At 74.0% G+C, this 21,573-nt stretch carries 16 protein-coding genes; 11 read left to right on the forward strand and 5 right to left on the reverse strand.

The genetic code is table 11. The features are described from left to right. Positions 1 to 154: 154 nt before the first annotated feature. On the reverse strand, positions 155 to 1,579 hold the full coding sequence (locus IH25_RS0122625) for an FAD-dependent monooxygenase (protein WP_030613443.1): 1,425 nt from the start codon (positions 1,577 to 1,579) through the stop codon (positions 155 to 157). 55 nt (positions 1,580 to 1,634) lie between these two features. Here IH25_RS0122625 and IH25_RS0122630 point away from each other — a divergent pair, with 55 nt between their 5' ends. After that, a complete protein-coding gene (locus IH25_RS0122630) occupies positions 1,635 to 2,258 on the forward strand; it encodes a TetR/AcrR family transcriptional regulator C-terminal domain-containing protein (protein ID WP_030613446.1) in 624 nt (207 codons plus the stop codon). 76 nt (positions 2,259 to 2,334) lie between these two features. Here the strand turns inward: IH25_RS0122630 and IH25_RS0122635 are convergent, their stop codons facing one another. Beyond that, positions 2,335 to 2,736 carry a GNAT family N-acetyltransferase gene (locus tag IH25_RS0122635; protein WP_030613448.1) on the reverse strand — a complete coding sequence of 134 codons (402 nt, stop codon included), beginning with the start codon at positions 2,734 to 2,736 and terminating at the stop codon, positions 2,335 to 2,337. 109 nt (positions 2,737 to 2,845) lie between these two features. Here IH25_RS0122635 and IH25_RS0122640 point away from each other — a divergent pair, with 109 nt between their 5' ends. After that, a complete protein-coding gene (locus tag IH25_RS0122640; protein ID WP_157847000.1) occupies positions 2,846 to 4,285 on the forward strand; it encodes a serine/threonine-protein kinase in 1,440 nt (479 codons plus the stop codon). Here IH25_RS0122640 and IH25_RS0122645 read toward each other — a convergent pair. Continuing rightward, positions 4,272 to 7,061: a SpoIIE family protein phosphatase gene (locus tag IH25_RS0122645; protein ID WP_167346041.1), complete on the reverse strand. Its 2,790-nt coding sequence runs from the start codon at positions 7,059 to 7,061 to the stop codon at positions 4,272 to 4,274. The genes IH25_RS0122640 and IH25_RS0122645 overlap by 14 nt on opposite strands. A gap of 385 nt (positions 7,062 to 7,446) precedes the next feature. Here IH25_RS0122645 and IH25_RS0122650 point away from each other — a divergent pair, with 385 nt between their 5' ends. Both IH25_RS0122650 and IH25_RS0122655 read left to right on the forward strand, forming a co-directional pair. Further along, positions 7,447 to 8,544: a PP2C family protein-serine/threonine phosphatase gene (locus IH25_RS0122650; RefSeq protein WP_030613453.1), complete on the forward strand. Its 1,098-nt coding sequence runs from the start codon at positions 7,447 to 7,449 to the stop codon at positions 8,542 to 8,544. A 52-nt stretch (positions 8,545 to 8,596) separates the two neighbouring features. Then, positions 8,597 to 9,505, forward strand: a complete 909-nt coding sequence (locus IH25_RS0122655; RefSeq protein WP_030613457.1) for a quinone oxidoreductase family protein — start codon at positions 8,597 to 8,599, stop codon at positions 9,503 to 9,505. Between the two features lie 85 nt (positions 9,506 to 9,590). On the opposite strand, the gene IH25_RS37705 is transcribed toward IH25_RS0122655, so the two are convergent. After that, positions 9,591 to 10,505, reverse strand: a complete 915-nt coding sequence (locus IH25_RS37705) for a ScbA/BarX family gamma-butyrolactone biosynthesis protein (RefSeq protein ID WP_037655417.1) — start codon at positions 10,503 to 10,505, stop codon at positions 9,591 to 9,593. A gap of 115 nt (positions 10,506 to 10,620) precedes the next feature. On the opposite strand from IH25_RS37705, the gene IH25_RS0122665 reads away from it, so the two are divergent. The 7 genes from IH25_RS0122665 to aroB all read left to right on the forward strand — a co-directional run bounded on the left by IH25_RS0122665 (position 10,621) and on the right by aroB (position 19,763). Further along, positions 10,621 to 11,256, forward strand: a complete 636-nt coding sequence (locus IH25_RS0122665) for a ScbR family autoregulator-binding transcription factor (protein WP_030613463.1) — start codon at positions 10,621 to 10,623, stop codon at positions 11,254 to 11,256. A 127-nt stretch (positions 11,257 to 11,383) separates the two neighbouring features. After that, on the forward strand, positions 11,384 to 12,136 hold the full coding sequence (locus IH25_RS0122670) for an SDR family NAD(P)-dependent oxidoreductase (RefSeq protein ID WP_078844367.1): 753 nt from the start codon (positions 11,384 to 11,386) through the stop codon (positions 12,134 to 12,136). A 115-nt stretch (positions 12,137 to 12,251) separates the two neighbouring features. After that, positions 12,252 to 13,076 carry an AfsR/SARP family transcriptional regulator gene (locus tag IH25_RS0122675; protein WP_051754081.1) on the forward strand — a complete coding sequence of 275 codons (825 nt, stop codon included), beginning with the start codon at positions 12,252 to 12,254 and terminating at the stop codon, positions 13,074 to 13,076. Positions 13,077 to 13,459: 383 nt separating this feature from the next. Next, entirely contained in the window at positions 13,460 to 15,589 is a 2,130-nt protein-coding gene (tkt, locus tag IH25_RS0122685; protein WP_030613472.1) for a transketolase, read from the forward strand. Between the two features lie 37 nt (positions 15,590 to 15,626). Continuing rightward, a complete protein-coding gene (locus tag IH25_RS0122690; protein ID WP_030613475.1) occupies positions 15,627 to 16,466 on the forward strand; it encodes a shikimate dehydrogenase in 840 nt (279 codons plus the stop codon). A gap of 135 nt (positions 16,467 to 16,601) precedes the next feature. Further along, entirely contained in the window at positions 16,602 to 18,533 is a 1,932-nt protein-coding gene (locus IH25_RS0122695; protein WP_030613478.1) for a helix-turn-helix domain-containing protein, read from the forward strand. Between the two features lie 141 nt (positions 18,534 to 18,674). Continuing rightward, positions 18,675 to 19,763 (forward strand): 3-dehydroquinate synthase, encoded by a 1,089-nt coding sequence (gene aroB / locus IH25_RS0122700; protein WP_051754082.1) that lies wholly within the window; start codon positions 18,675 to 18,677, stop codon positions 19,761 to 19,763. Between the two features lie 199 nt (positions 19,764 to 19,962). On the opposite strand, the gene IH25_RS0122705 is transcribed toward aroB, so the two are convergent. Beyond that, complete coding sequence (locus tag IH25_RS0122705; RefSeq protein ID WP_051754083.1) at positions 19,963 to 21,201, reverse strand: IS701 family transposase; 1,239 nt, start codon at positions 21,199 to 21,201, stop codon at positions 19,963 to 19,965. Positions 21,202 to 21,573 lie beyond the last annotated feature (372 nt).

Here is a 21,573-nt window from a genome sequence, read left to right on the forward strand (position 1 = left end):
CCGACGATTCTGCGGTACGACGGGGGCCTTGCCGCAAGGCCCCCCGTGCGCTATAAGTTGAGAGTGGCAAGGAGTGGGTGACCTCCTTGCCTTTGTTCTTTCTCCCCCGCCAGCCCCTTCGGTCTCCCTTTCAGCGGCCCTGCTCTTCGGCCTGTCAGACCGCGCGGTCCCGTTCCGTCCTTGCCCAGGCGACATGGCCGTCCGGGCGGATCAGCGCGGCGCGCACCGCGGCCCAGGCCGACGGCGGCCGCAGGAGGGCGCCGGTGTGCCGGATGGTGCCGGGTGCCGGGGAGCCGGCGGGCAGGTCGCCGGCGAGGTCCAGCAGGAGCGGGCGGCCCGGGCGCAGCAGGGAGAACAGCCCCTCGGAGCCCTCGACGGCCAGGTCGGGGGCGCGGGTGCCGGTGAGCGGATGGGCGGCCGGGTCCGCGGGCGGGTAACCGACGGCGAGCCCGGAGACCCGCTCGGCCAGCGTCGCGTTCAGGGCCGGCTGGGCGGCCAGCAGCGCGCTCAGCTCCGCGCGCAGCGCGAGCCCTTCCGGCGAGAAGGCCGTCATCAGGGCGGTCTGGGCGCGGCTGCTCTCCAGCAGGCTCGCGCCCACCGGATGGCGCTCGTCGTGGTAGGAGTCCAGCAGTGTCCCGCCCGCCCGGCCGGCGAGGACGGCCGCGAGTTTCCAGCCGAGGTTGTGCGCGTCCTGGACGCCCACGTTCATGCCCACCCCGCCGGTGGGGAAGTGCTGGTGGGCGGCGTCCCCGGCGAGCAGCACCCGCCCTTCGCGGTAGCGGTCGGCCTGCCGGGTCGCGTTGCCGAAGCGGGAGAGCCAGACGGGGTCGCGCAGCCCGAAGTCCCGCCCGGCGATCGCCCGTACCTTCGTCCGCAGCTCGTCCAGGGTCAGCTCGCCCGGCCAGGTGGCGGTCAGGTCGTCCGGGGTGATGCCGACCAGCCGGACCGTCCCGCCGGGCAGCGGGACGGCCATCAGCCCGCCGGACGGGCCGCAGACGCTGAACCCGGGCGGCGGGGGGCTGTCCAGCCGTACGTCGGCGAGGAAGCCCAGGACGGTGGCGGGCGTGCCGGGGAAGCCGATGCCGGCCGCCGCGCGGACGGTGCTGCGCACGCCGTCGCAGCCGACGGCGTACGCGGCCCGCAGCGCGTACGGCCCCTCGGGGCCCTGTATGTGCACGGTCACCGCGTCCGGCGCCTGCGTCAGGCCGGTGACGCGGTGTCCGCGCAGGATGCGCGCGCCGAGCGCGAGCGCACGCTCCTGGAGGAGCTCCTCCGTCCTGGCCTGCGGAAGCGCCAGGGTGTACCGGAACGGGGTGTCCAGCACCCGGAAGTCCAGCCGGGTGTCCAGTCCGCCGAAATGGCCGCCGGGGAGGGGGGTTCCCGCCTCCAGGAAAGGGCCGTGGGCACCCCGTGACGCCAGGATCTCCAGGGTGCGTGGATGCACGGTGAGCGCCTTGGACCGCAGGTCGCGCTCCCGGCGTTCCTCCACGACGGTGACCGTGGCCCCGCCCAGCCGCAGTTCGGCGGCGAGCCAGAGCCCGACGGGGCCTCCTCCGGCGATGACGACCTGCTGTTCCACGCCTGCCTCCTTCTTGGTCAGTGACCAATAGTCGTGGGCGCAGTAAACTAGGTCAGTGACCAAGAAGCAAGCGGATGCGGAGCGCGGCCCCCGGCTGGACGCCGGCGCGGTGGTGCGGGCGGCCCTGGAACTCCTGGACGAAAGCGGGCTCGACGCCCTGTCCACCCGAGCGGTCGCCGACCGGCTCGGGGTCCGGATGAACACCGTGCTGTGGCATGTGAAGACCAAGGCCCGGCTGCTGGAGCTGATGGCGGACGCCGTCGTCGGACAGGCCCCGCTCGACCGCCTGCCCGACGCCTGGGACGACCGGGCACGCGAACTCGTCCGCCGGTACCGCCGTGCCCTGCTCGCCCGCCGCGACGGCGCCGCCCTGGTGACCGGCACCTACCCCGCCGAGCCGCACACCCTGCGCTTCGCCGAGACACTCGTCGGCGCCCTGCTCGACGGCGGCATGGCCGAACGCGAGGCGGCCTGGACCATGTGGGCCCTGGTCTACTTCACCCTCGGCCTGGCCCAGGAGGAGCAGTCGGCCGCCGCCCGGCCCCGGGACGGGGGCCTGGACCGGGCAGTCTCCGCGGACACCCACCCCGCCCTGCACCGCACCCTGGCCCACCTGGGCGCGGAATCCTTCGACGCCCGCTTCGAGTTCGGCCTCGACGCGATCCTCACCCGGGGCTGAGGCCGGGCGGCTGCCCGCGGAACGCCGGCCGCGCCCGGATCAGGCGGCGGACGGCCCGCTTGCCCCCGCCGAGGCATCAGCTCCGCAGGGCGATGAGGCCCGCCGCCGTCGCCTCGAACCCGCAGGCATCCCGGTAGAACGGGCGCAGGTGCTCCTCGAAGTCGACGTGGAGCCAGGCGCAGCCGGCGGCACGGGCCCCGTCGGCCGCGCGGGCGACCAGCGACCTGCCCACGCCCCGGGACCGGTACGCCGGGGCGACCACCGTGTCCAGGAGGAAGGCGTGGGCCCCGCCGTCCCAGGCGACGTTCACGAAGCCGGCCAGAGCGCCGTCCTGCCGGGCGCAGACCCAGCCCAGACTGTGGCGCCCGACCCGCGCCCGCCAGTCGGTCGCGGCGACCGGATACCCGAATCCGTCGGCATGCAGCGCGTTGAGAGCGGCGTTGTCGAAGTCGCCCCGCCACTCGTACGTGATCATCACGCGGCCGAATGGTACCGGCGGCCCGCCACGACCCCGCCGGCCCCGGTCGCCGCGTACGGTCCGCCGGATCGCTGTCCCTTCGGGGCCGGTGCGGGTTAGCGTGCTGCCCATGTCCGGAAGAGCACCGCGGCGCACCGCCCGCCCCCAACGTCCCCCGCTCCAGCGTGATTACGACCTGCCGCGCTGGCGGGACCTGGGCAGTCTCAGCCGCAGGAAGTCCTTCGTGCGCAAGGCGGCCGAGGTGCACGGTGACCGGGAGGCCGTCGTCAAGCACAGCGCCGACCTGCCGGGTCCGCACCTCAAGCCGTTCCAGCGGGTCCGTCTCCAGCGGTTCCACCAGGAGGCGCGGTACATGCACCGGATGACCGGCACACCCGGCATCCTGCCGGTCTGGGACATCGACGAGGAACACGGCGACCGGCCCCGCTGGTACGCCATGCCGCAGGCCCGCCCGCTGGCCGACGCCCTCGACGGGAACTCCACCCTCCTCGATGTCGTCGCCCACGTCACCGAGCTGGCCGGAACCCTGGCCGCCCTCGCCGAACAGGGCACCTACCACCGCGACATCAAGCCCGACAACCTCTTCTGGTACGACGGCGCGCCGGTCCTCGGGGACTTCGGGATCGCGGCCATCGCCCAGATGCCCGCCGGACTGACCCGGCAGGGAGAGGGCCTCGGCCCCGCCAACTTCCTCGCCCCCGAGATGCGCCGGGCCGCCGGCCCCGGAGCCGGCGAGCGGGCCGACGTCTACTCCCTCGCCAAGACGCTCTTCGTCCTCGCCCACCCCCGCCGCGGGCCCTACCCGCCGTTCGGCACGCACCGGGTCGACGCCGAGGAGTTCAGCCTGTGGTCGCTCGGCGGCGGGAACGCCACCCTGGCCCTGGGACACGTGCTGGAGGCGGCCACCCAGCACACCGTCGGCGACCGGCTGACCATGGCCGACTTCCACGCCGAACTGCGCGCCTGGCTCGGCCGGCACCGCGAGGACACCGCCCGGTTCACCCCGCTCGGCGGCGGCTCCTTCCGCAGGGGCTGGGGCGACCCGGCACTGTGGGACCGCCACCACCGGGACGAGGAGGCCACCCGGGCGATGCTGCTGCCCTGCGTCCGCCGCATCGCCGAGGCCCTGACCGGCGACCCGGGCGCGTGGACCGAGGGCATCGACCACGACAACGGCGACAGCACCCTCGGCACGTACGACTGGCAGCCCAACAGCGAGGAGGGCTTCGTACCGGAGGGCTTCCTCTGGATGGCCACCCACGCGCACGACGGCCGGCGCATCGTCCTGGAGGCCGTCCTCGACCACGAGGTCTGCTTCCTCGCCGAGGCCCAGCGCGTTGGCCCCCCGTGGACCCTGGAACGGCAGTGGGGCCACACCCCCTGGCACCGGGCCCGCATGCCCCGCACCCACGACCGGCTGCGCGAACTGACCGACGAGGTCGTCGAGTGGATCGCACGCTCCACACCGGACACGTCCCTCGCGCCGGACACCCGCCCCGCGCCGGACCGGCCGGTCACCGCGCCCCCGGCACCGGTCACAGGCCCATGACGTCGAACAGCAGGGACGGATCCGGCTCCGCCGCCCGGTGGTCCAGGGCCTGCTCGGCCCAGATGACCTTCCCGCGCGCCGCGTACCGGGTCCCCCACAGGTCCGCGAACTGGGAGACGAGGAACAGCCCCCGGCCCCCTTCGTCCGTGCTGGCCGCGCGCCGCAGCCGGGGCGAGGTGTTGCTGCCGTCCGACACCTCGCAGACCAGGGTGCGGCCCAGCAGCAGCCTGACCCGCACGGGCGGGGCGCCGTAGCGGATCGCGTTGGTGAGCAGTTCGCTGAGGATGAGTTCGGTGGTGAACGCCGTCTCCTGAAGCCCCCAGTCGGCCAGCCGCCGGCTCACCTCGCCCCGCACCCGGGGCACGGCCGTGACGTCGAACGGCACGTCCCAGGCCGCCACGCAGGAGGGGCTCAGCCGCCGGGTCCGGGCCACCAGCAGGGCCACGTCGTCGCTGGGGCGCTCGGGCAGCAGCCGCTCCACCAGGGCGCGGCAGGTCTCCTCCGGTGTCCGGTCCGCGTGCGCGACGGCCGAGGAGAGCAGCGCCAGGCCCTCGTCGACGTCCCGGCCCCGGCTCTCGATCAGACCGTCGGTGAACAGCACGAGCCGGCTGCCCTCGGGCAGCTCCAGCTCACCGGTCTCGAAGGGGTGCCCGCCCACCCCCAGGGGCGGCGACAGGGGAAGGTCCGGGAAGGTGACCCGGCCCTGCGGATCCACCACGGCGGGCGCCAGATGCCCGGCGCGGGCGACGGCGCAGCGCCCGCACACCGGGTCGTAGACGGCGTAGAGACAGGTGGCGCCGGTGAGCGGCACATGGTCGTCGTCGGCGGTCGCGGTCTGCGAGTCCAGCCGGGTCACCATCTCGTCCAGGTGTCCGAGCAGCTCGTCCGGGGCGAGGTCCAGCGACGAGAAGTTCAGCACGGCCGTGCGCAGCCGTCCCATGGTCACCGCGGCCTGCATCCCGTGCCCCACGATGTCCCCGACCACGAGCGCCACCCGGAACCCGGGCAGGGGGATGACGTCGAACCAGTCGCCGCCCACGCCCGCGCGGGCCGGCAGATACCGCGACGCGATCTCCAGCACATCCTGCTCCGGCAGCCCCACCGGCAGCAGACTGCGTTGCAGCGTCACCGCCATCTCGTGCTCACGGGCGTAGCGGCGGGCGTTGTCGATGGCCACGGCGGCCCGGGCGACCAGCTCCTCGGCCACCGCGACGTCCTCCTCCTCGAACCGGGGTGAGCCCGCCCCCCGCCAGAAGTCGGCCATGCCGAGGACCACCCCGCGGGCCCGCAGCGGCACCGTGATCAGCGAGTGGATGCCGTACTCCAGCACCCGCTCGGCCCCGCCGGCGTCCCGCGCCCGCCAGTCCCGGGCGGTGCGCAGGTCCCGCACCAGGACGGCCTTGCCCCGGCGCAGCGCCGCCGCCATCGGGGTGTCCGCCATCACGAAACGGATCACCTCGCCCACCGGCTGCAACGGGTGCCCGGTGTGCGTGGTGCGCAGCGCGGTACGGCGCATCTCGCGCACCGCGCTCGTGGGCTCCTCGCCGCGCAGCACCGAGTCCAGCAGCTCCACGGTGACGAAGTCGGCCATGCGCGGCACCGCCACCTCCGACAGCTCCTCGGCCGTGCGCCGCACATCCAGCGTGGTGCCGATCCGCATGCCCGCCTCGTACAGGAACGACAGCCGGCCCCGCGCCAGCTCGGCCTGCCCGGACAGGGCCAGCAGCTCCGTGGTGTCACGGAAGGTGGCCACGAGTCCCGGAGCGCCGCCGTAGGGGGCGGTGGGCCGGATGTTCACGGCCAGCAGCCGGTCCCCGGACTGGACGACCTCGTCGGACGCGGCCTCGCCCGCCTCCAGCAGCCGGGTCGGCCCCGGCCCCAGCCCCAGCTCGCTCACCCGCCGCCGGTCGGCGTCCCGGGGGAGGTCCAGCAGCCGGCGCGCCTCGTCGTTGGCGAGCAGCACCCGCCCGTCGCCGCCGAGGATCAGCACCCCCTCGCGCACGGCGTGCAGTACGGCGTCGTGGTGCTCGTACATCCGGGTCATCTCGGCCGGGCCGAGCCCATGGGTCTGCCGCAGCAGCCGGCGGCTGACCAGGGCGGCGCCACCGGTCGCCAGGACCAGCGCCCCGGCCGCCGTGCCGAGCAGCACCGGCAGCTGGCGGACGAGGACGTCGCCCACGTTCGCGTACTCGATCCCCGCGGTGACGACGCCGACCACGCGCCGGCTCGGGTCCGTCACCGGGACGAGGGCGCGTACCGCGTCGGTCGGCCGGCCGTGGAAGGTCTCGGTGAACGCCTCGCCCAGCAGGGCCCGGCCGACCCCCTGGGCCTTGGTGCCGATCAGGGCGGGGTCCCGGTCGGTCAGCCGGACCCCGTGCTCGTCCAGCACGGCGACGAAGTCGACACCCGACCCCTTGCGTACCTGTTCCGCTTCCGGCTGGAGCCGGGCCGTCGGATCCGGTGAGCGCAGTGCCTCGGCCGTGCCGGGGGCGTGGGCGAAGGCCTCGGCCACCGCCAGCGAGCGCTCCATGGCGCTGCGCTCGGCGTCGTACAGCCCCTGCACCACCAGGGCGGCGGCCCCCACCGCGACCAGCAGCAGCATGATCAGGGCCTGGAACAGGAAGACCTGCGCGGCGAGGGTGCGGACGCTCAGGGACGGCGGGATCCGGCGCCCGCGAAACGGCCACGGCACTCGTCGACGGGGCGGATCGGAAGCCCACCGGGTGCCGGGCGGCGCCGCCGCTTTCGCCCGTGGACGGCGGAAACGTCCGCTCATCTCCCTTTTCTAGCACTGCGGCTCGGTGACCGGCGACCGGTGCGCGCCCTCCGCGCGGGATGTCGCGGTACCGGCGTCGGCCGGGCGGGTGAGGGGGCCGCGGGGCCGGGGCTGCTCCGGACGGATGGCGCCCGGCGCCCGCCCGCCGTGGGAAGGCCCGTCCCGGGCATGCTGGGTTTCGTACCGGCCGGGGCGGAAACATGCCGCTGAGCGGAGCAATCGCCGGTGTGCCGCGCACGGGCGCACCAGGCTGGGGACCTTGTCGTGCGCTGCTGTGACAGGAGTCCGTGTGCGAAGACCACGTATGCCGAAGCCTGGACATACCGGTCGGGAGCCGGAGGACGGCGCCGGTGCGCGGACGCGGTTGCCGGAGCGTCCCGGATGGCTGCGGTGGCTGCCGGTCCTGTACGTCGCCGCCGTCCTGCTGCTGGAGCCCGCGACCCCCGTCGAGTGGCCGGTGAGCTTCGTGCTGATCGCCCTGCCCCTGGTGACCGCGTTCGCCTACGGTCCGCTGGTCGTCGCCGCTGCCACCCTGTTCGCCGTCCTTCTGGAGGGCGTCCTGGCCGGCACCCCGTGCTGCGCCGGCCGGCCCGTCGGCTACCTGTGGGACCGCTACTACGTGGCCTCGTACGTCTGCACGGCCCTGGTCGGCGTCCTCGGCGCCATCCTGGCCGCGCACCGCACCCACCGCGAGCGCACCCTCGCCGACGTGCGCTTCGTGGCCGACATCGCCCAGCGGGTACTGCTCCGGCCGGTGCCGCACCGGATCGGCGACCTCCTCCTGGACAGCCTCTACCTGTCCGCCGCGGCGGAGGCGCGCATCGGCGGGGACCTCTACGAGGCCGTCCCCACCCGGTACGGCACCCGGCTGCTCATCGGTGACGTACGGGGCAAGGGCCTGCTCGCGGTGGAGACCGCCGCGGCCCTGCTCGGCGCGTTCCGCGAGGCGGCGCACGACGAACCCGCGCTGCCCGCCCTGGCCGACCGGGTGGAGATCAGCATGGACCGCAGGGCGGCCCTGCTGGGCGGCAGCGAGGTGGGCGAACGGTTCGTGACCGCCGTCTTCGTGGAGATCCCCGCCGGGGAGCCGGTGCTGCGCGTGGTCAACTGCGGCCATCCGCCGCCCGTCCTCATCCGCTCCGGCAAGGTCCGCGAACTGGACAGCGGACGGTCGGCCCCGCCGCTCAACCTCGGGGTGCTGGCCGGGGAGCCATACCACGTCGAGGAGTACTCCTTCCACCCCGGCGACCAGCTGCTGCTGTACACGGACGGCATCACCGAGACCCGCGACCGGCACGGCGCCTTCTACCCGCTGCTGCAGCGCCTGCGCTCCTGGGGCACCCGCCCGCCGCACGGGCTGCTGGAGCGGCTCCACCACGACCTGCTGGACTACAGCGGCGACCGCCTCCAGGACGACATCGCGGCGCTCGCCGTCTGCCTCCCCGCCGACGGCCCGGCCGGGCCCCGATGCCAGGACCCTTAAGCTGGGCGGGCCCGCCACGCGGCGCGACGCCCACACGACCAGAGGTCCCACCTTGCGTGCCCTGCAGTTCGACCGCTTCGGCGGACCGGAAGTGCTGTCCCTGGTGCACCTGCCCGAGCCGGAACCCGGTCCCGGCCAGGTGCTGATCGCCGTGGAGGCCGCGGGTGTCAACTTCGCGGACACCCACCAGGTCGACGGCTCGTACGCGAGCGCGGACCAGCTCCCCCTCGTGCCGGGCAGCGAGGTCGTCGGACGCACACCGGAGGGACGGCGCGTCCTCGCCAGGACCAGGCGCGGCTATGCCGAGTTCGCCGTGGCCGACCGGGCGGCGGTGTTCGGCATCCCCGAAGACCTCCCCGCCGCCCATGCCCTGTCCGCGCTGACGCAGGGCCTGACCGCCTGGCATCTGCTGCGCGGTGCCGCCCGGATGCGGCCGGGCGAGCGGGTCGTGGTGCACTCCGCCGCCGGCGGCGTGGGCAGCCTCGCCCTGCAACTGGCCCGTCTGTGGGGAGCGGGCGAGGTGTGGGCGACGGCCTCCACGAAGGCCAAGGCGGAACTGGTGATGCGCCTGGGGGCCGCCGGGGTGGCCGGCTACCCCCTGGCCCAGCCGGCCGACGTGATCCTCGACGGCGTCGGCGGCCCGCTGTTCGACCAGGCACTGGGCTCGCTCGCGGACTTCGGCCGCATCGTCGCCTACGGCAACGCCTCGCGCCGGGCGTTCACCCCGCTGGACGACGCCCGCCTGCGTGCCCTGAACGCCGCGGTCGTGGGTTTCCGGCTGCGCCCCACCCTGGCCCGCCCCGGGGCCTTCGCCGAACCGGTACGGGAGCTGCTGGACATGATGGCGCGGGGGACCCTGCGCCCCGTGGCCGGCGCGGAGTACCCGCTGGCCGACGCGGCCCGCGCCCACACCGATCTGCTCGCGCGCCGCACCGTGGGGAAGATCCTGCTGCGGCCCTGACGCCCTCCGCCGCGCCGGGTGCGGGCCGGTGTCCCGGGCAACGGCCCCCGCGCGGACCGTCACCTCCCTGCCGGACACCTCCCCGTCAGGGCCGGGGGCGGGTTGTCACCGTGCCGGAGAAGACGAGCCGGTCACCCTGGTGAGCGTCGACCGCGACCCGGCCGTCGTCGCCGGGGCCGGTGAGTTCTCGCGCCGTGACGTGGCAGGACCGGTCGAATTCGACGTAGCGGGTGAAGGTGGTGTCGAGGGCGACCGGCATCACCGGCCGGGGAGCCGTCACCGCCTGCGCGGCCTGGCAGGCCGCCTCCAGCAGGACCATCCCGGGTATGTGATCGTGCGGGTGGTCGAAGAGGACCCGGTGCGCGGTGTCGACGCGCAGTCGCCAGCGGTGCGGCTCGGCCGTGGGGGAGAGCACCACGTCCCGTTCCCGGCCGCGGCCCACGAGGGAGGCGGGTACGGGCGCGGTGAGGGGCAGTGCCCGGGCGAAGGCGGCCTGGGCGTCGGCGTACGGGCCGCGCAACCGGTCGTAGATGACCGGCGGGTGGGTGCTGTAGCGCACGGTGGCCGTGCCCAGGAGCACACCGGAGCGTGTCGCCTCGATCCGGGAGGCCAGGTGGACACTGCCCAGCCGGCGCCGCGTCACCTCGGTGTGCCGGACGGTTAATTCGACCTCGGCGGGCTCCGGGCCCACCTCCAGGGCCCCCGGACTGACGGCGGTGCGCAGGTGTTCCCACCCGAGTCTGTGACTCAGCGGTATGCCGTGCGCGGTATGGGTCAGCAACGCCAGGGCCTGGCGCAGACTTTCCGTGACGATCAGGGGTGTGTACCGGCCCCTTTCGACGTAGAACCGGTGCCGCGTCGGCCAACGCGCCGCCACCATCTGGCAGTTGTCCGTGAGCGGACGCCAACCGGTGACCAGTGCCTCGTCGTGGAGGGACTTGCGGACGAGGGTGCTGTGCGCCCCGGCCGGATCGTCCTGTGTGGCTGTCGTGGACGTCATGTGAGTGTTCCCCCCTGAGATTTCCACGTGCCCGAACCTGAGTGGTGAGGCGTGGTCTCTCTTATAAGCTAAAGAATAGTATTCACTTTTTTCTAGCGGTGGATGGCGATTGCACATGACAGGTCGAGTGGTGAAACAGGAGAGGGCGGCGCGCACACGTGCCGCCCTCATCCGCGCGGCGGCCGAGACGTTCGCGGAGTACGGCTTCGCCGGCACGACCGTCTCGCGGATCGCCGAGCGGGCCGGGCTGACGCTCGGCGCGATGTACTTCCACTTCAAGTCCAAGGAAGAGCTGGCCCGTCTGATCGTCACCAGCCAACCGGAGCTGGTGGTCCCGCCGCTGGACTCGCAAGGCCTGCAGCACGCCGTCGACCTGACGCTGATCTGGGCCCGCGAACTGCTCGACAACCCCGTGCTCCAGGCCGGGGCGCGCCTGGTGATGGACCAGCGGCTCTTCATCGAGCCGCACGTGAACTCCTACCGGCAATGGACGGCCATCCTGCTGGACGACTTCGAGCAGGCACGGCGCCGCCGCGAGCTGCGGGCCGACGTGGACACCGAGGCCTACGCCCGGCTGATCGTCAGCACCTGCACCGGCGCCCAGATCCACACCCAGCTGGAGACCTCGCACCGGGATCTGCCCGGGCGCGTCGAGGAGATGTGGCGATGTCTGCTGCCCGCCCTCGCGGTGCCCAGCGTGGCCAAGAAGCTGGTGTTCGGCGTGGAGCGGGTCAGGGTGGCGTCCTCCTGAGGAGCGGAGGCAGGCCGCGGGTGCCGTCGGCACGTGACGCCTCCTTTTCGTCGCCCGGCTACGGTTTGGGAACCGGAACGACCGGCAACGTACGGAAGGGGGCGGTGGGGTGGACTCCGGGCTCGGCCTGTTCGCGGGCAGAACCGTCATGATCACAGGAGCGTCCAGCGGCATAGGCAGGAGCGCCGCGCGACTGTTCGCCGAGCAGGGAGCGGAGGTGGTGCTCATGGCCCGGCGCGCGGACAGGCTGCACGACCTGGCCGAGGAGATCGGGGCCGCCGGCGGCCGGGCCCTGGTGACGCCGGGGGACGTGACCCGGCCCGCGGACGTGGAACGCTCCGTGACCGCCGCGCTCGACACGTTCGGACGCCTCGACGCGGCCTTCAACAACGCCGGCTGGGGCAGCGTGGGCACCCCGTTGCACGAGACGGACGACGCCGTCTACGAGCGGGTCATGGACGTGAACGTACGCGGCGTGTGGAACTGCCTGAAACGTCAACTCCCGGTGATGGCGCGCCAGGGCGCTGGGGCGATCGTCAACACCTCCAGTACGGCGGGGCTGTTCGCGACCGGAGCCATCGCCCCCTACGTGGCGGCCAAGCACGCGGTGCTCGGACTGACCAGGGCCGCTGCCGCCGAATACGGCGGGCGCGGTGTCCGCGTCAACGCCCTCGTGGTGGGCAGCACCCGCACGGAGCTGATGGAGGAGGCCATCGAGCGTGTCCCCGGGCTCGAACGGGCCGCCGCCGCACGGGCCGTCCAGCACCGCCTCGCCGATCCGGTGGAAGTGGCCCGGGCGGCGGTCTGGCTCTGCGGCGACCAGGCGTCCTTCGTCACCGGGGCCGCGGTGCCCGTCGACGGGGGATGGAGTGCCGTCTGAAAAAGAAAAAGAATACTATTATTGTGGGAGGGGGAGTGCCCGCCTACAGGTGAGGGATGCCCCGCTCAAGCGCTGCGAACGGCACCGGAAGTGACCTGAGTCGAAGGGGAACGACATGGAGCTGAGGATGCTCGGGGAAGTGGCGGTACGAGAGGGGACGTTACCCGTCTACTCGGCCGAGGTGCCGACCAGACAGGTGCTCGCCCTCCTCATGGCGGCGGCCGACCGTGCCGTACCGGCGTACGCCCTCGCCGACGAACTGTGGCCGCAGGGCCTGCCGGACCGCGCCCAGGACGTGCTGGAACACCACATCGGCCGGCTGCGCGCGGTCATCAACGCGGTCTCGCAGGCGGCGGGCAGCGAACGGCCGGGCGAGCAGGTCCTGGCCTCGGTGCCCGGCGGCTACCGGCTGGACACCGGCGGCGGCTCCAGCGACCTGAGGACGTTCGAGCGGCTGACCGGCGCCGGGTACCGGGCCATGGAGGCGGGCGATCTGCACCTGGCCGGCCGGCGGCTGCGCGAGGCCCTCGCCCTGTGGACCGGCGCCCCGCTCTCCGGCGTCCCCCACGGACCCCAGCTCCAGGCCCACGCGGCCCGGCTCACCCGCTCCTGGCAGCGTGCCGTGGACCGGTGGATCGACGCGGAACTCCGGCTCGGGCGCTGGCGGGAACTCTGCGTCGACCTGACCCAGGTGCTCACCCGCTACTGCCCCGACACCCTGCCGTACGCCCGGCTGAAGGCGGACCTGGACCACCGGGGCCAGAACCGCGACGTCATCCGGGACTACCTGCGCGGGCGGCGCGAGACGCGCACCGCGCCCGCCCGGCCCCTGCCGAGCCTCGTTCCCGACCGGCGGGAACCCGGCCGGCGGGCCGGCCGCGCGGACCTCGACGCCGGCGCGCTGCCGCGCGTTCCGCTCGGGGACCTGCAAAGCGTCTGACGCGCGGCGCTCCGGTTGCGGGGGAGGGGCAGGACACGTACCGCCGGCGAGACCGGGCCGGCAACCCGCGGCAGGAGAGGACCGGAGGCGGGCGGGGGTGACCGACCCCGCCTCGTACCGGCCGAAGGCGGCCCGCCACGGCGTCGCGGCCGGCCCGCTCCGGATCAACCGGGCCGCGAAAGCGGGGACTTGACGGACTTCCCGGTGACCTGACGGAGCAGCCGGGGCAGCATTGGCGGTGATCGCGGAGTCCACCAGGATGGCGCTCCGGTGGGTGCCGTACCGCCCGGCCGGAGCGACGACGGGGACCGTGTGCGACCCCGCTCCTCCCGGTGCACGGCGCTTCCTCCACCGGTTACCCGAACAAGGAGTCGCGAGCCCTCGTGAAGCACCAGGACACCAGCGCCTCGTCCGCCGCCGGCCTCCGGTGGGACGAACTCGACCGCCGTGCCGTGAACGTCGCCCGCGCTCTCGCCGTGGACGCCGTCGAAACCGCCGGCCACGGCCACCCCGGCACCGCCATGAGCCTCGCCCCCGCCGCGTACCTCCTCTTCCAGCGGCTGCTGCGGCACGACCCCGCCGACCCGCGATGGGCGGGCCGCGACCGCTTCGTGCTCTCCTGCGGCCACTCCAGCCTCACCCTCTACACCCAGCTCTACCTCTCCGGCTACGGCCTCGGACTCGACGACATCAAGGCGCTGCGCACGGACGGCAGCCTGACGCCCGCCCACCCCGAGTACGGCCACACCCCCGGCGTGGAGACCACCACCGGGCCGCTCGGCCAGGGACTGGCGAACGCGGTGGGCATGGCCATGGCCGCCCGGCGCGAGCGCGGCCTCTTCGACCCGGAGGCCGAGGCCGGCCAGTCGCCCTTCGACCACACCGTCTGGGTCGTCGCCTCCGACGGCGACCTGGAGGAAGGCATCAGCCACGAGGCCGGCTCCCTCGCGGGACACCAGAGACTGGGCAACCTCGTCGTGCTCTACGACGACAACCACATCTCCATCGAGGACGACACCCGGATCGCCCAGTCCGAGGACGTCCTGGCCCGCTTCCGGGCCTACGGCTGGCACGCGGAGCGGGTCGACTGGACCACCCCCGACGGCTACCGCGAGGACGTTCCCGCCCTGTACGACGCGCTGGCCCGGGCCCGTGACACCACCGACCGGCCCTCGCTGATCGCCCTGCGCACCGTCATCGGCTGGCCGGCGCCCCGCAAGCAGAACACCGGCAAGATCCACGGCGCGGCCCTGGGCGCCGAGGAGGCCGCCGCCGCCAAGCGCGCGATGGGCCTCGACCCCGACGCCGCCTTCCAGGTGCCGGCCGAGGTGCTGACCCACGCCCGCACGGTCGCCGACCGGGCCCGCGACCTGCGCGCCACCTGGGACAAGCGCTACGCGGACTGGCGCGCCGCCCACCCCGGCAAGGCCGCCCTGTACGACCGGATCAGCGCCCGCCGGCTGCCCGAGGGCTGGACCGCGCACCTGCCGGCCTTCGCCCCCGGACAGCGGATCGCCACCCGCAAGGCCTCCGGGGAGGTGCTCACCGCGCTGGCCGCGGCGCTGCCGGAGCTGTGGGGCGGCTCCGCGGACCTGGCCGAGAGCAACAACACCACGATGCGCGGCGAACCCTCCTTCGTCCCCGAGGAGTTCGCCACCACCGCCTTCCCGGGCCACCGCTACGGCCGCACCCTGCACTTCGGCGTCCGCGAGCACGCGATGGGTGCCATCCTCAACGGCATCGCGCTGCACGGCGGCACCCGGCCCTACGGCGGTACGTTCCTGGTCTTCTCCGACTACATGCGGCCGGCGGTACGGCTCGCGGCGATGATGCGGCTGCCCGTCACCTACGTGTGGACCCACGACTCCATCGGCCTGGGCGAGGACGGCCCCACCCACCAGCCCGTCGAACACCTCTGGGCGCTGCGCGGCATCCCCGGGCTGGACGTCGTACGCCCCGCGGATGCGGGCGAGACGGTCGCCGTCTGGCGCGGTGTCCTGGAACGCCCCGACCGCCCGGCCGGGCTGTGCCTGAGCCGGCAGGGCCTGCCGGTGCTCGACCGCGCGGAGGGCAGCGGGCTCGCCCCGGCCGACGAGGCGGTCCGCGGCGGCTACGTCCTCGCCGACGCCGAGGGCGGCACCCCGGACGCGGTCATCATCGCCACCGGCAGCGAGGTGCACCTCGCGCTCGCGGCCCGGGACCTGCTGCGCGCGGAGGGAACTGACACGCGCGTGGTGTCCATGCCGTGCCTGGAATGGTTCCTGGAGCAGGACCAGGACTACCGGGACGCGGTCCTGCCGCCCGAGGTCACGGCCCGGGTCTCCGTGGAGGCGGGCACCGCGCTCGGCTGGTACGCCCTGCTCGGCTCCGCCGGCCAGGCCGTCTCCCTCGACCAGTTCGGTGCCTCGGCCGCCCCCGAGGCGCTGTACCGCCGGTTCGGCTTCACCCCGCACAAGGTCGCCGCCGCGGTGCGCGCCAGCCTGGAGCGGGCCCGGCGGACCGAACGCGCCTGACCCGCCCTGCCCCCGCAGCACAGGAAGGAACCAGCTGATGCCGACCCGGCGACGCGCCGCGGTTCTGGGCTCCCCCATCGCCCACTCGCTCTCGCCCGTACTGCACCGCACCGCCTACCGCGAACTCGGCCTGCACCCGTGGACGTACGACCGGTACGACGTCGACGAACGCGCCCTGGAACCCTTCCTCGGCGGCCTGGACGACAGCTGGGCGGGGCTCTCACTGACCATGCCGCTCAAGCGGGCCGTGCTCCCGCTGCTGGACTCCGTGACCGACACCGCGCGATCCGTACAGGCGGTCAACACCGTGCTGTTCACGGCGGACGGCCGGAAGGAGGGGCACAACACGGATGTCCCCGGCATGACCTCGGCGCTGCGCGAACGGGGCGTCACCGGCGCCGGGCACGCCGCCGTCCTGGGGGCGGGGGCCACCGCGGCCTCCGCCCTGGCGGCCCTGGCCCGCATGGGGGTGCCCGAGGTCACGGCCTATGTGCGCGGCGAGGGCCGGGCGGCCGAGATGGTCCGGTGGGGCGAGCGGCTCGGGCTGGCCGTGCGCACGGCCTCCTGGGACCGGGCGGCCCACGCCCTGCACGCGCCCCTCGTCATCTCCACCACCCCCGCCCAGGCCACCGACGCCCTGGCCGAATCCGTACCCTCCGCCCCGGGAGTGCTCTTCGACGTACTGTATGATCCCTGGCCCACTCGGCTCGCGCATCACTGGCAGTCCCGGGGCGGAACCGTTGTCGGCGGCCTCGACCTGCTGGTGCACCAGGCGGTGCGTCAGGTGGAGCTGATGACGGGCCGATGTCCGGCACCGGTGCACGCCATGCGCGCCGCCGGCCTGCGGGCCCTCGACGGCCGTAAACAGCCAATCTGACCAGGGCGTTCCGCCCTCGCCCGGCACCGCCCCGGTGACCGGCCTCCCCGACAGGCCGTGGTTGACTCCTCGATCACGGTCTGTCTAAGTTCTGTTCGCATACGCGAAAGGCCAGGCCGGCGGGGGAAAAAGGCGATGACCGACGCAGCAGACAGAGACCGTCCGGACCCGCTCACCGTGCTCCGGCTGCTGGCCGAAGAGGTACCGTCCCACCGTTTCGAGGAACTGCTGCTACGGGCGGAGCGCACCTGCCCACCCGAGGAGCGGGACCGGCTGGAACAGGCGGTCCGGCTGGCCCACGTCGTCCACGCCTCGCAGCACCGGCGCCGGCAGCGCGAGGACGGGCTCGCCGAACTCGTGGACACCGCCCGCGACATGACCCAGCCGCGCGACCTGGGCGAGCTGATGCGGGTCATCAGCCGCCGGGTCAAGCGGATCACCAAGGCGGACATGGCGTGCATCGGGCTGTACGAGGACGACGGCACCCTCAGCCTGCACGCCGCCGAAGGGGCCACCACCGGCATGTGGGCGGAGGTGCGCCCGTCCACGGGAGCCGGTGAGCAGGCCATGACGACCGGGGCCCCGTTCTGGACGGCCGACTATCTGCGCGACGACCGCTTCGAGCACTGCCCGCAGGCCGACGAGATGGTCCGCGCGGAGGGCATCACCTCGCTGCTCGCCGTGCCGCTCGTGCACGGAGACAGCACCCTGGGCGTCCTGTACTGCGCGAACCGCACCGTACGCCACCTCACTCCGGACGAGATCGGCCTGGCCTGCTCACTGGCCGCGCTGGGCGCGGTGTCGCTGGAGCGCGCCGAGCGCCTGCAGGACGCCAGCGACGAGGTCAGCGAACTGGAGACCGACGGCTTCCGCACCCGGACCACCCTGGCCAGACTGCAACAACTGGCCGACGTCCACTCCCACTTGATGGGGCTGCTGCTGTCCGGCGCGGACCTGGAGACCCTGGCCCAGGCCACCGCCGACGCGCTCGACGGCACCGTTCAACTGCGCAATCCGGCGGGCCGCATCGTCACCGCCACCGGGCCCCTGCCCGACCTGGACGACAACGCGGTGACCGAGGTGTCCTGGGACGCCCACGCGCAGCGCACCCCGATACCGTACGGCGAGGACACCTGGATCGCCCCCGTGGTGGCGGGCGCGGAGAACCTGGGGTTCGCCGTACTGCGCCCCGCCACCCCGCTGATCGGCGAGGACGAACGGCTGCTGTACCTCATCACCCAGGTCTTCGCCCTCCAGCTGCTCCTCCGGCACGGCCCGGCCGCGGCGGAAAGTCCCCTGCCCGACGAGCTGCTGGACGAACTGATCGCCCTGCCCTCCGGCGGTTCACGCCGGGCCCACCGCCTGGAGCAGCGCCTGAGCAGGGCGGGCCTGGACCCGGCGGCGCCCCATGTGCTGCTCGTCGCCCGCATCGAGGGCGGGCCGCACGGGCGCGCCATGATGTGGGCCTCCTCCTACGCCTACCGGCACGGCGGCCTCAAGACCGCCCGGGACGGCAACATCGTGCTGCTGCTGCCGGGCACCGAAGCCTCGGACACCGCCCACTCGGTCGCCGGCGTACTGTCCGCGGTACTGGGCCACCCCGTGACGGTGGGCGCCTCCGGGCCCGGCCGCGGGCCCACCGAGGCGGGCCGGCTCCACCAGGAGGCGGTGCGCTGCCTGAAGGCGCTGACCACGCTCGACGCCGTCGGCAGCGCCGCGGCGCTCGACGACCTCGGCTTCGTCGGACTCCTGCTGTCCGACGGCCGTGACGTGAGCGGCTTCATCGACAACTCCATCGGGCCGGTCCTCGCCTACGACCGCCACAACGACACCGAGCTGGTGAAGACGCTGGAGGCGTACTTCGCCGTGGGCGCGAGCCCCAGCAAGGCCGCCGACAGGCTCCACATCCACGCCAACACCGTCTCGCGGCGACTGGAGCGGGTCGCCACGCTGCTGGGCCCGCGGTGGCAGCAACCCGACCGGGCCCTGGACATCCAGCTCGCCCTGCGGATCCACCGGATGAGGGCCCTGCTGCGCCCCGACGCCGCCGGCCCGCCGCAAGCCTGAGACAGCAGTGTGCCGCCACCGGTCCGCCGGGTCCACGACGGGCCACCGGATGTGTCAGGTCCGACCGCACCGCCGCCCGGAGGTGACGTATTCACCGGCACGGACCAGGGCACGGCCGCGCCGGTCACTAGCGTGCCGTGAATGGACACACACATACACGTGGGTACCGGCCCTGGTGCGTACGACGTGCGGGTGGGCCGCGGCCTGCTGGGCGAACTCGCCGGCAGCGTCGCCGTGGCGGGGGCCGGGGCGGCCTCACGCGTGGCCGTGGTGCACGCGCCCCGGCTGCGCGAGACGGCCGCCGCGGCGGCGGGGCTGCTCACCGAGCGGGGCCTTCGGCCGACGGTGATCGAACTGCCGGACGGCGAACAGGCCAAGACCGCCGACACCGCCGCCCGCTGCTGGCGGACCCTCGGAGAGAACGGCTTCACCCGCACCGACGTGATCGTGGGCATCGGTGGCGGGGCCACCACCGACCTGGCCGGCTTCGTGGCGGCCACCTGGCTGCGCGGAGTGCCCTGGATCGCCGTACCGACCACCCTGCTGGGCATGGTGGACGCGGCGGTCGGCGGCAAGACCGGCATCAACACCGGCGAGGGCAAGAACCTCGTGGGCGCCTTCCACCCGCCGGGCGCCGTCCTGTGCGACCTCGACGCGCTCGGCACGCTGCCGGCCGCCGACTACACGGCGGGCCTCGCCGAGGTCGTCAAGGCCGGGTTCATCCGGGACACCACGATCCTGGACCTGATCGAGGCGGACCCGGAGGGCGCGCGCACCCCGCACGGGCCGCACACCCGGGAACTCGTCGAACGCGCGATCCGGGTGAAGGCCGAGGTCGTCACTCGGGACCTGCGCGAACAGGGCCCGCGCGAAGCCCTCAACTACGGCCACACGCTGGGCCACGCGATAGAGAAGTGCGAGGGTTTCACCTGGCGGCACGGCGAGGCGGTCTCCGTGGGCATGGTGTTCGCCGCCGAACTCGCCCGCCTGGCGGGCCTGTCGGACGACACCGTGGTACAGCGCCACCGCACCGTGCTCGACGCGGTCGGCCTGCCGCTGCGCCACCGCGGCGGACGGTGGCCCGAACTGCTGGACGCCATGCGGGTGGACAAGAAGGCCCGCGGCAACACACTGCGCTTCATCGTCCTCGACGGCATCGGCCGCACCCGGATCCTCGCCGACCCCGGCCCGGAACGGCTCGCCGCCGCCTGGGCCCGGGTGTCCGGCTGACCGGGCCGGTCCGGGCGGGACATCCGGCGGGGCATCCCCCTGAAACGGACGTCGACGGGAAGGGGAGGTTCCGCGCGCCGTTGCGCGGATCCACCTCAACCCGTCGGCTGCGGTGCGGAGTTGCTCCTTCCGTACGGTATGGCTTCCCAACGGCGGCTCCCGTGCCGCCCGGCCGGGACCATGGTGGCGGCCGGCCCGGTCAGGCGCCGATCAGCCGGCCGGCCTGCCGCGGCCCGTACTCCGCGGCGTGCAGGGCGATCGCCGCGTGCGCCACGGAGGCCAGCGTCATATGGCGGTGCCAGCCGCGGAACGAACGGCCCGCGAAGTCGCGCAGCCCGGCCCGCTCACCGATGTCGTCGCAGTCCCGCTCCACCCGGTCGGCCAGCTTCGCGGTGCGCACCAGCGACGCGGCCGGCACCCGTGGCAGGGAGGTGAGCCAGAGGGCGGACGGGGGCCGGCCCGGGTCGGTCCACTCGCCCAGCAGGAACAGCCGCCGGGGCGTCCCGCCGAGCGGGCCGGGCAGGGCGACGGGCACCTTCGCCGCCCAGGAGGCGCGGGGCAGATGCGGCTGGGCCGGGTCGTACCAGGCGGCGGGCACCCGCATCCCCTTGAGCAGTTCCAGGATCCGGCGGGCGGGCAGCGGCCCGGCCCGGTGCCCGGGCAGCGCCGGGTCGGCCACGGACAGCGGGCTCGAGGGGCTGATCCGGGCGAGGAAGGGCACCCCGCCCGAGGCCAGGCTGCGGGCCGCGGCGCCCACGTCGCAGCGGCGCAGGTCCAGCACGGCGGGCCGCCGCGGGATGTTCCACAGCCGCGCCATCTGCAGGGCCACGGACACGGCGCACTCCTCGGCGCTCTCCGGCGCCGTCCGCTCGGGCACCTCCGCCCGCGCCCGCCGCTCGGGGTCGTTGACCCAGCTCTCGGGCAGCACCATGCGCCAGTTGACGGGGGCGCTCACCGTCGGGGAGGCCAGCCAGGCGCCGATCACCTGCTGGCCCCGGACGACCTGCCCCAGATGCGGGGCGAACTGCTCGTCCACACCCACCGAGTACTTGCCCGCCTTCGGTATGTGCATCGGCTGGATGACCCAGGCCTGCGGCGCGATGGTGTGTTCCAGATAGCCGGCCAGCGCACCGCGCAGGGGCTGCCAGTCCCAGGTCGAGCTGGCCACGAAGTGGTGCAGGCTCTGCTCCAGGCCGGGCCGGCCCAGATGGGCGGCGATGTTGCGGATGGACTTGCGGCCCCGGGTGGTCAGCAGCCCGCGCAGGTACTGCTCCGCCTGGCGCCGCTGGTCCTTCCGGCCGAGTAAGGAGAACAAGGCGGCGCACAGCTCCGCGACGATGTCGTCGTCGGGCACCTCGCCGTCGGGGGATACGGAGCGCTGGTGGGGCACGGACGGTGCGTGGGTGGCGTCGACTTTCCTGAGGACAGACGTGTTCACGATGCTCCAGCCGTGTTCGGGCAGCTCTCTTCGGTTACCTGAGCACCATGGCCGGTGCGACCTCGGCGGGACGAGGTGTGCCTGCCACCCGAATATGCCGGATCCTGCGTGGAGCACCACTTGTGGGCGGTCCGTGGGCACAGGACACAGCGGCCTGGTTGACGCGTCGTTGACGGAGTATTGCGGCGACTACCCAGGGTGTGTGGCCGGACCACCGCCGACCCGGGTGGGTGTGGGGGCCGCGCCCCCACACCCACCCGCCCACCTCAACGAATCGCCAGGTGGTCGAGGTAGGAGCGGACGTTGCGGCGGGTCTCGGTGACGCTGTCGCCGCCGAACTTCTCCGCCACCGCGTCCGCCAGGACGAGGGCG

Source organism: Streptomyces achromogenes subsp. achromogenes (assembly GCF_000720835.1).
GTDB classification, from domain to species: Bacteria; Actinomycetota; Actinomycetes; order Streptomycetales; family Streptomycetaceae; genus Streptomyces; species Streptomyces achromogenes.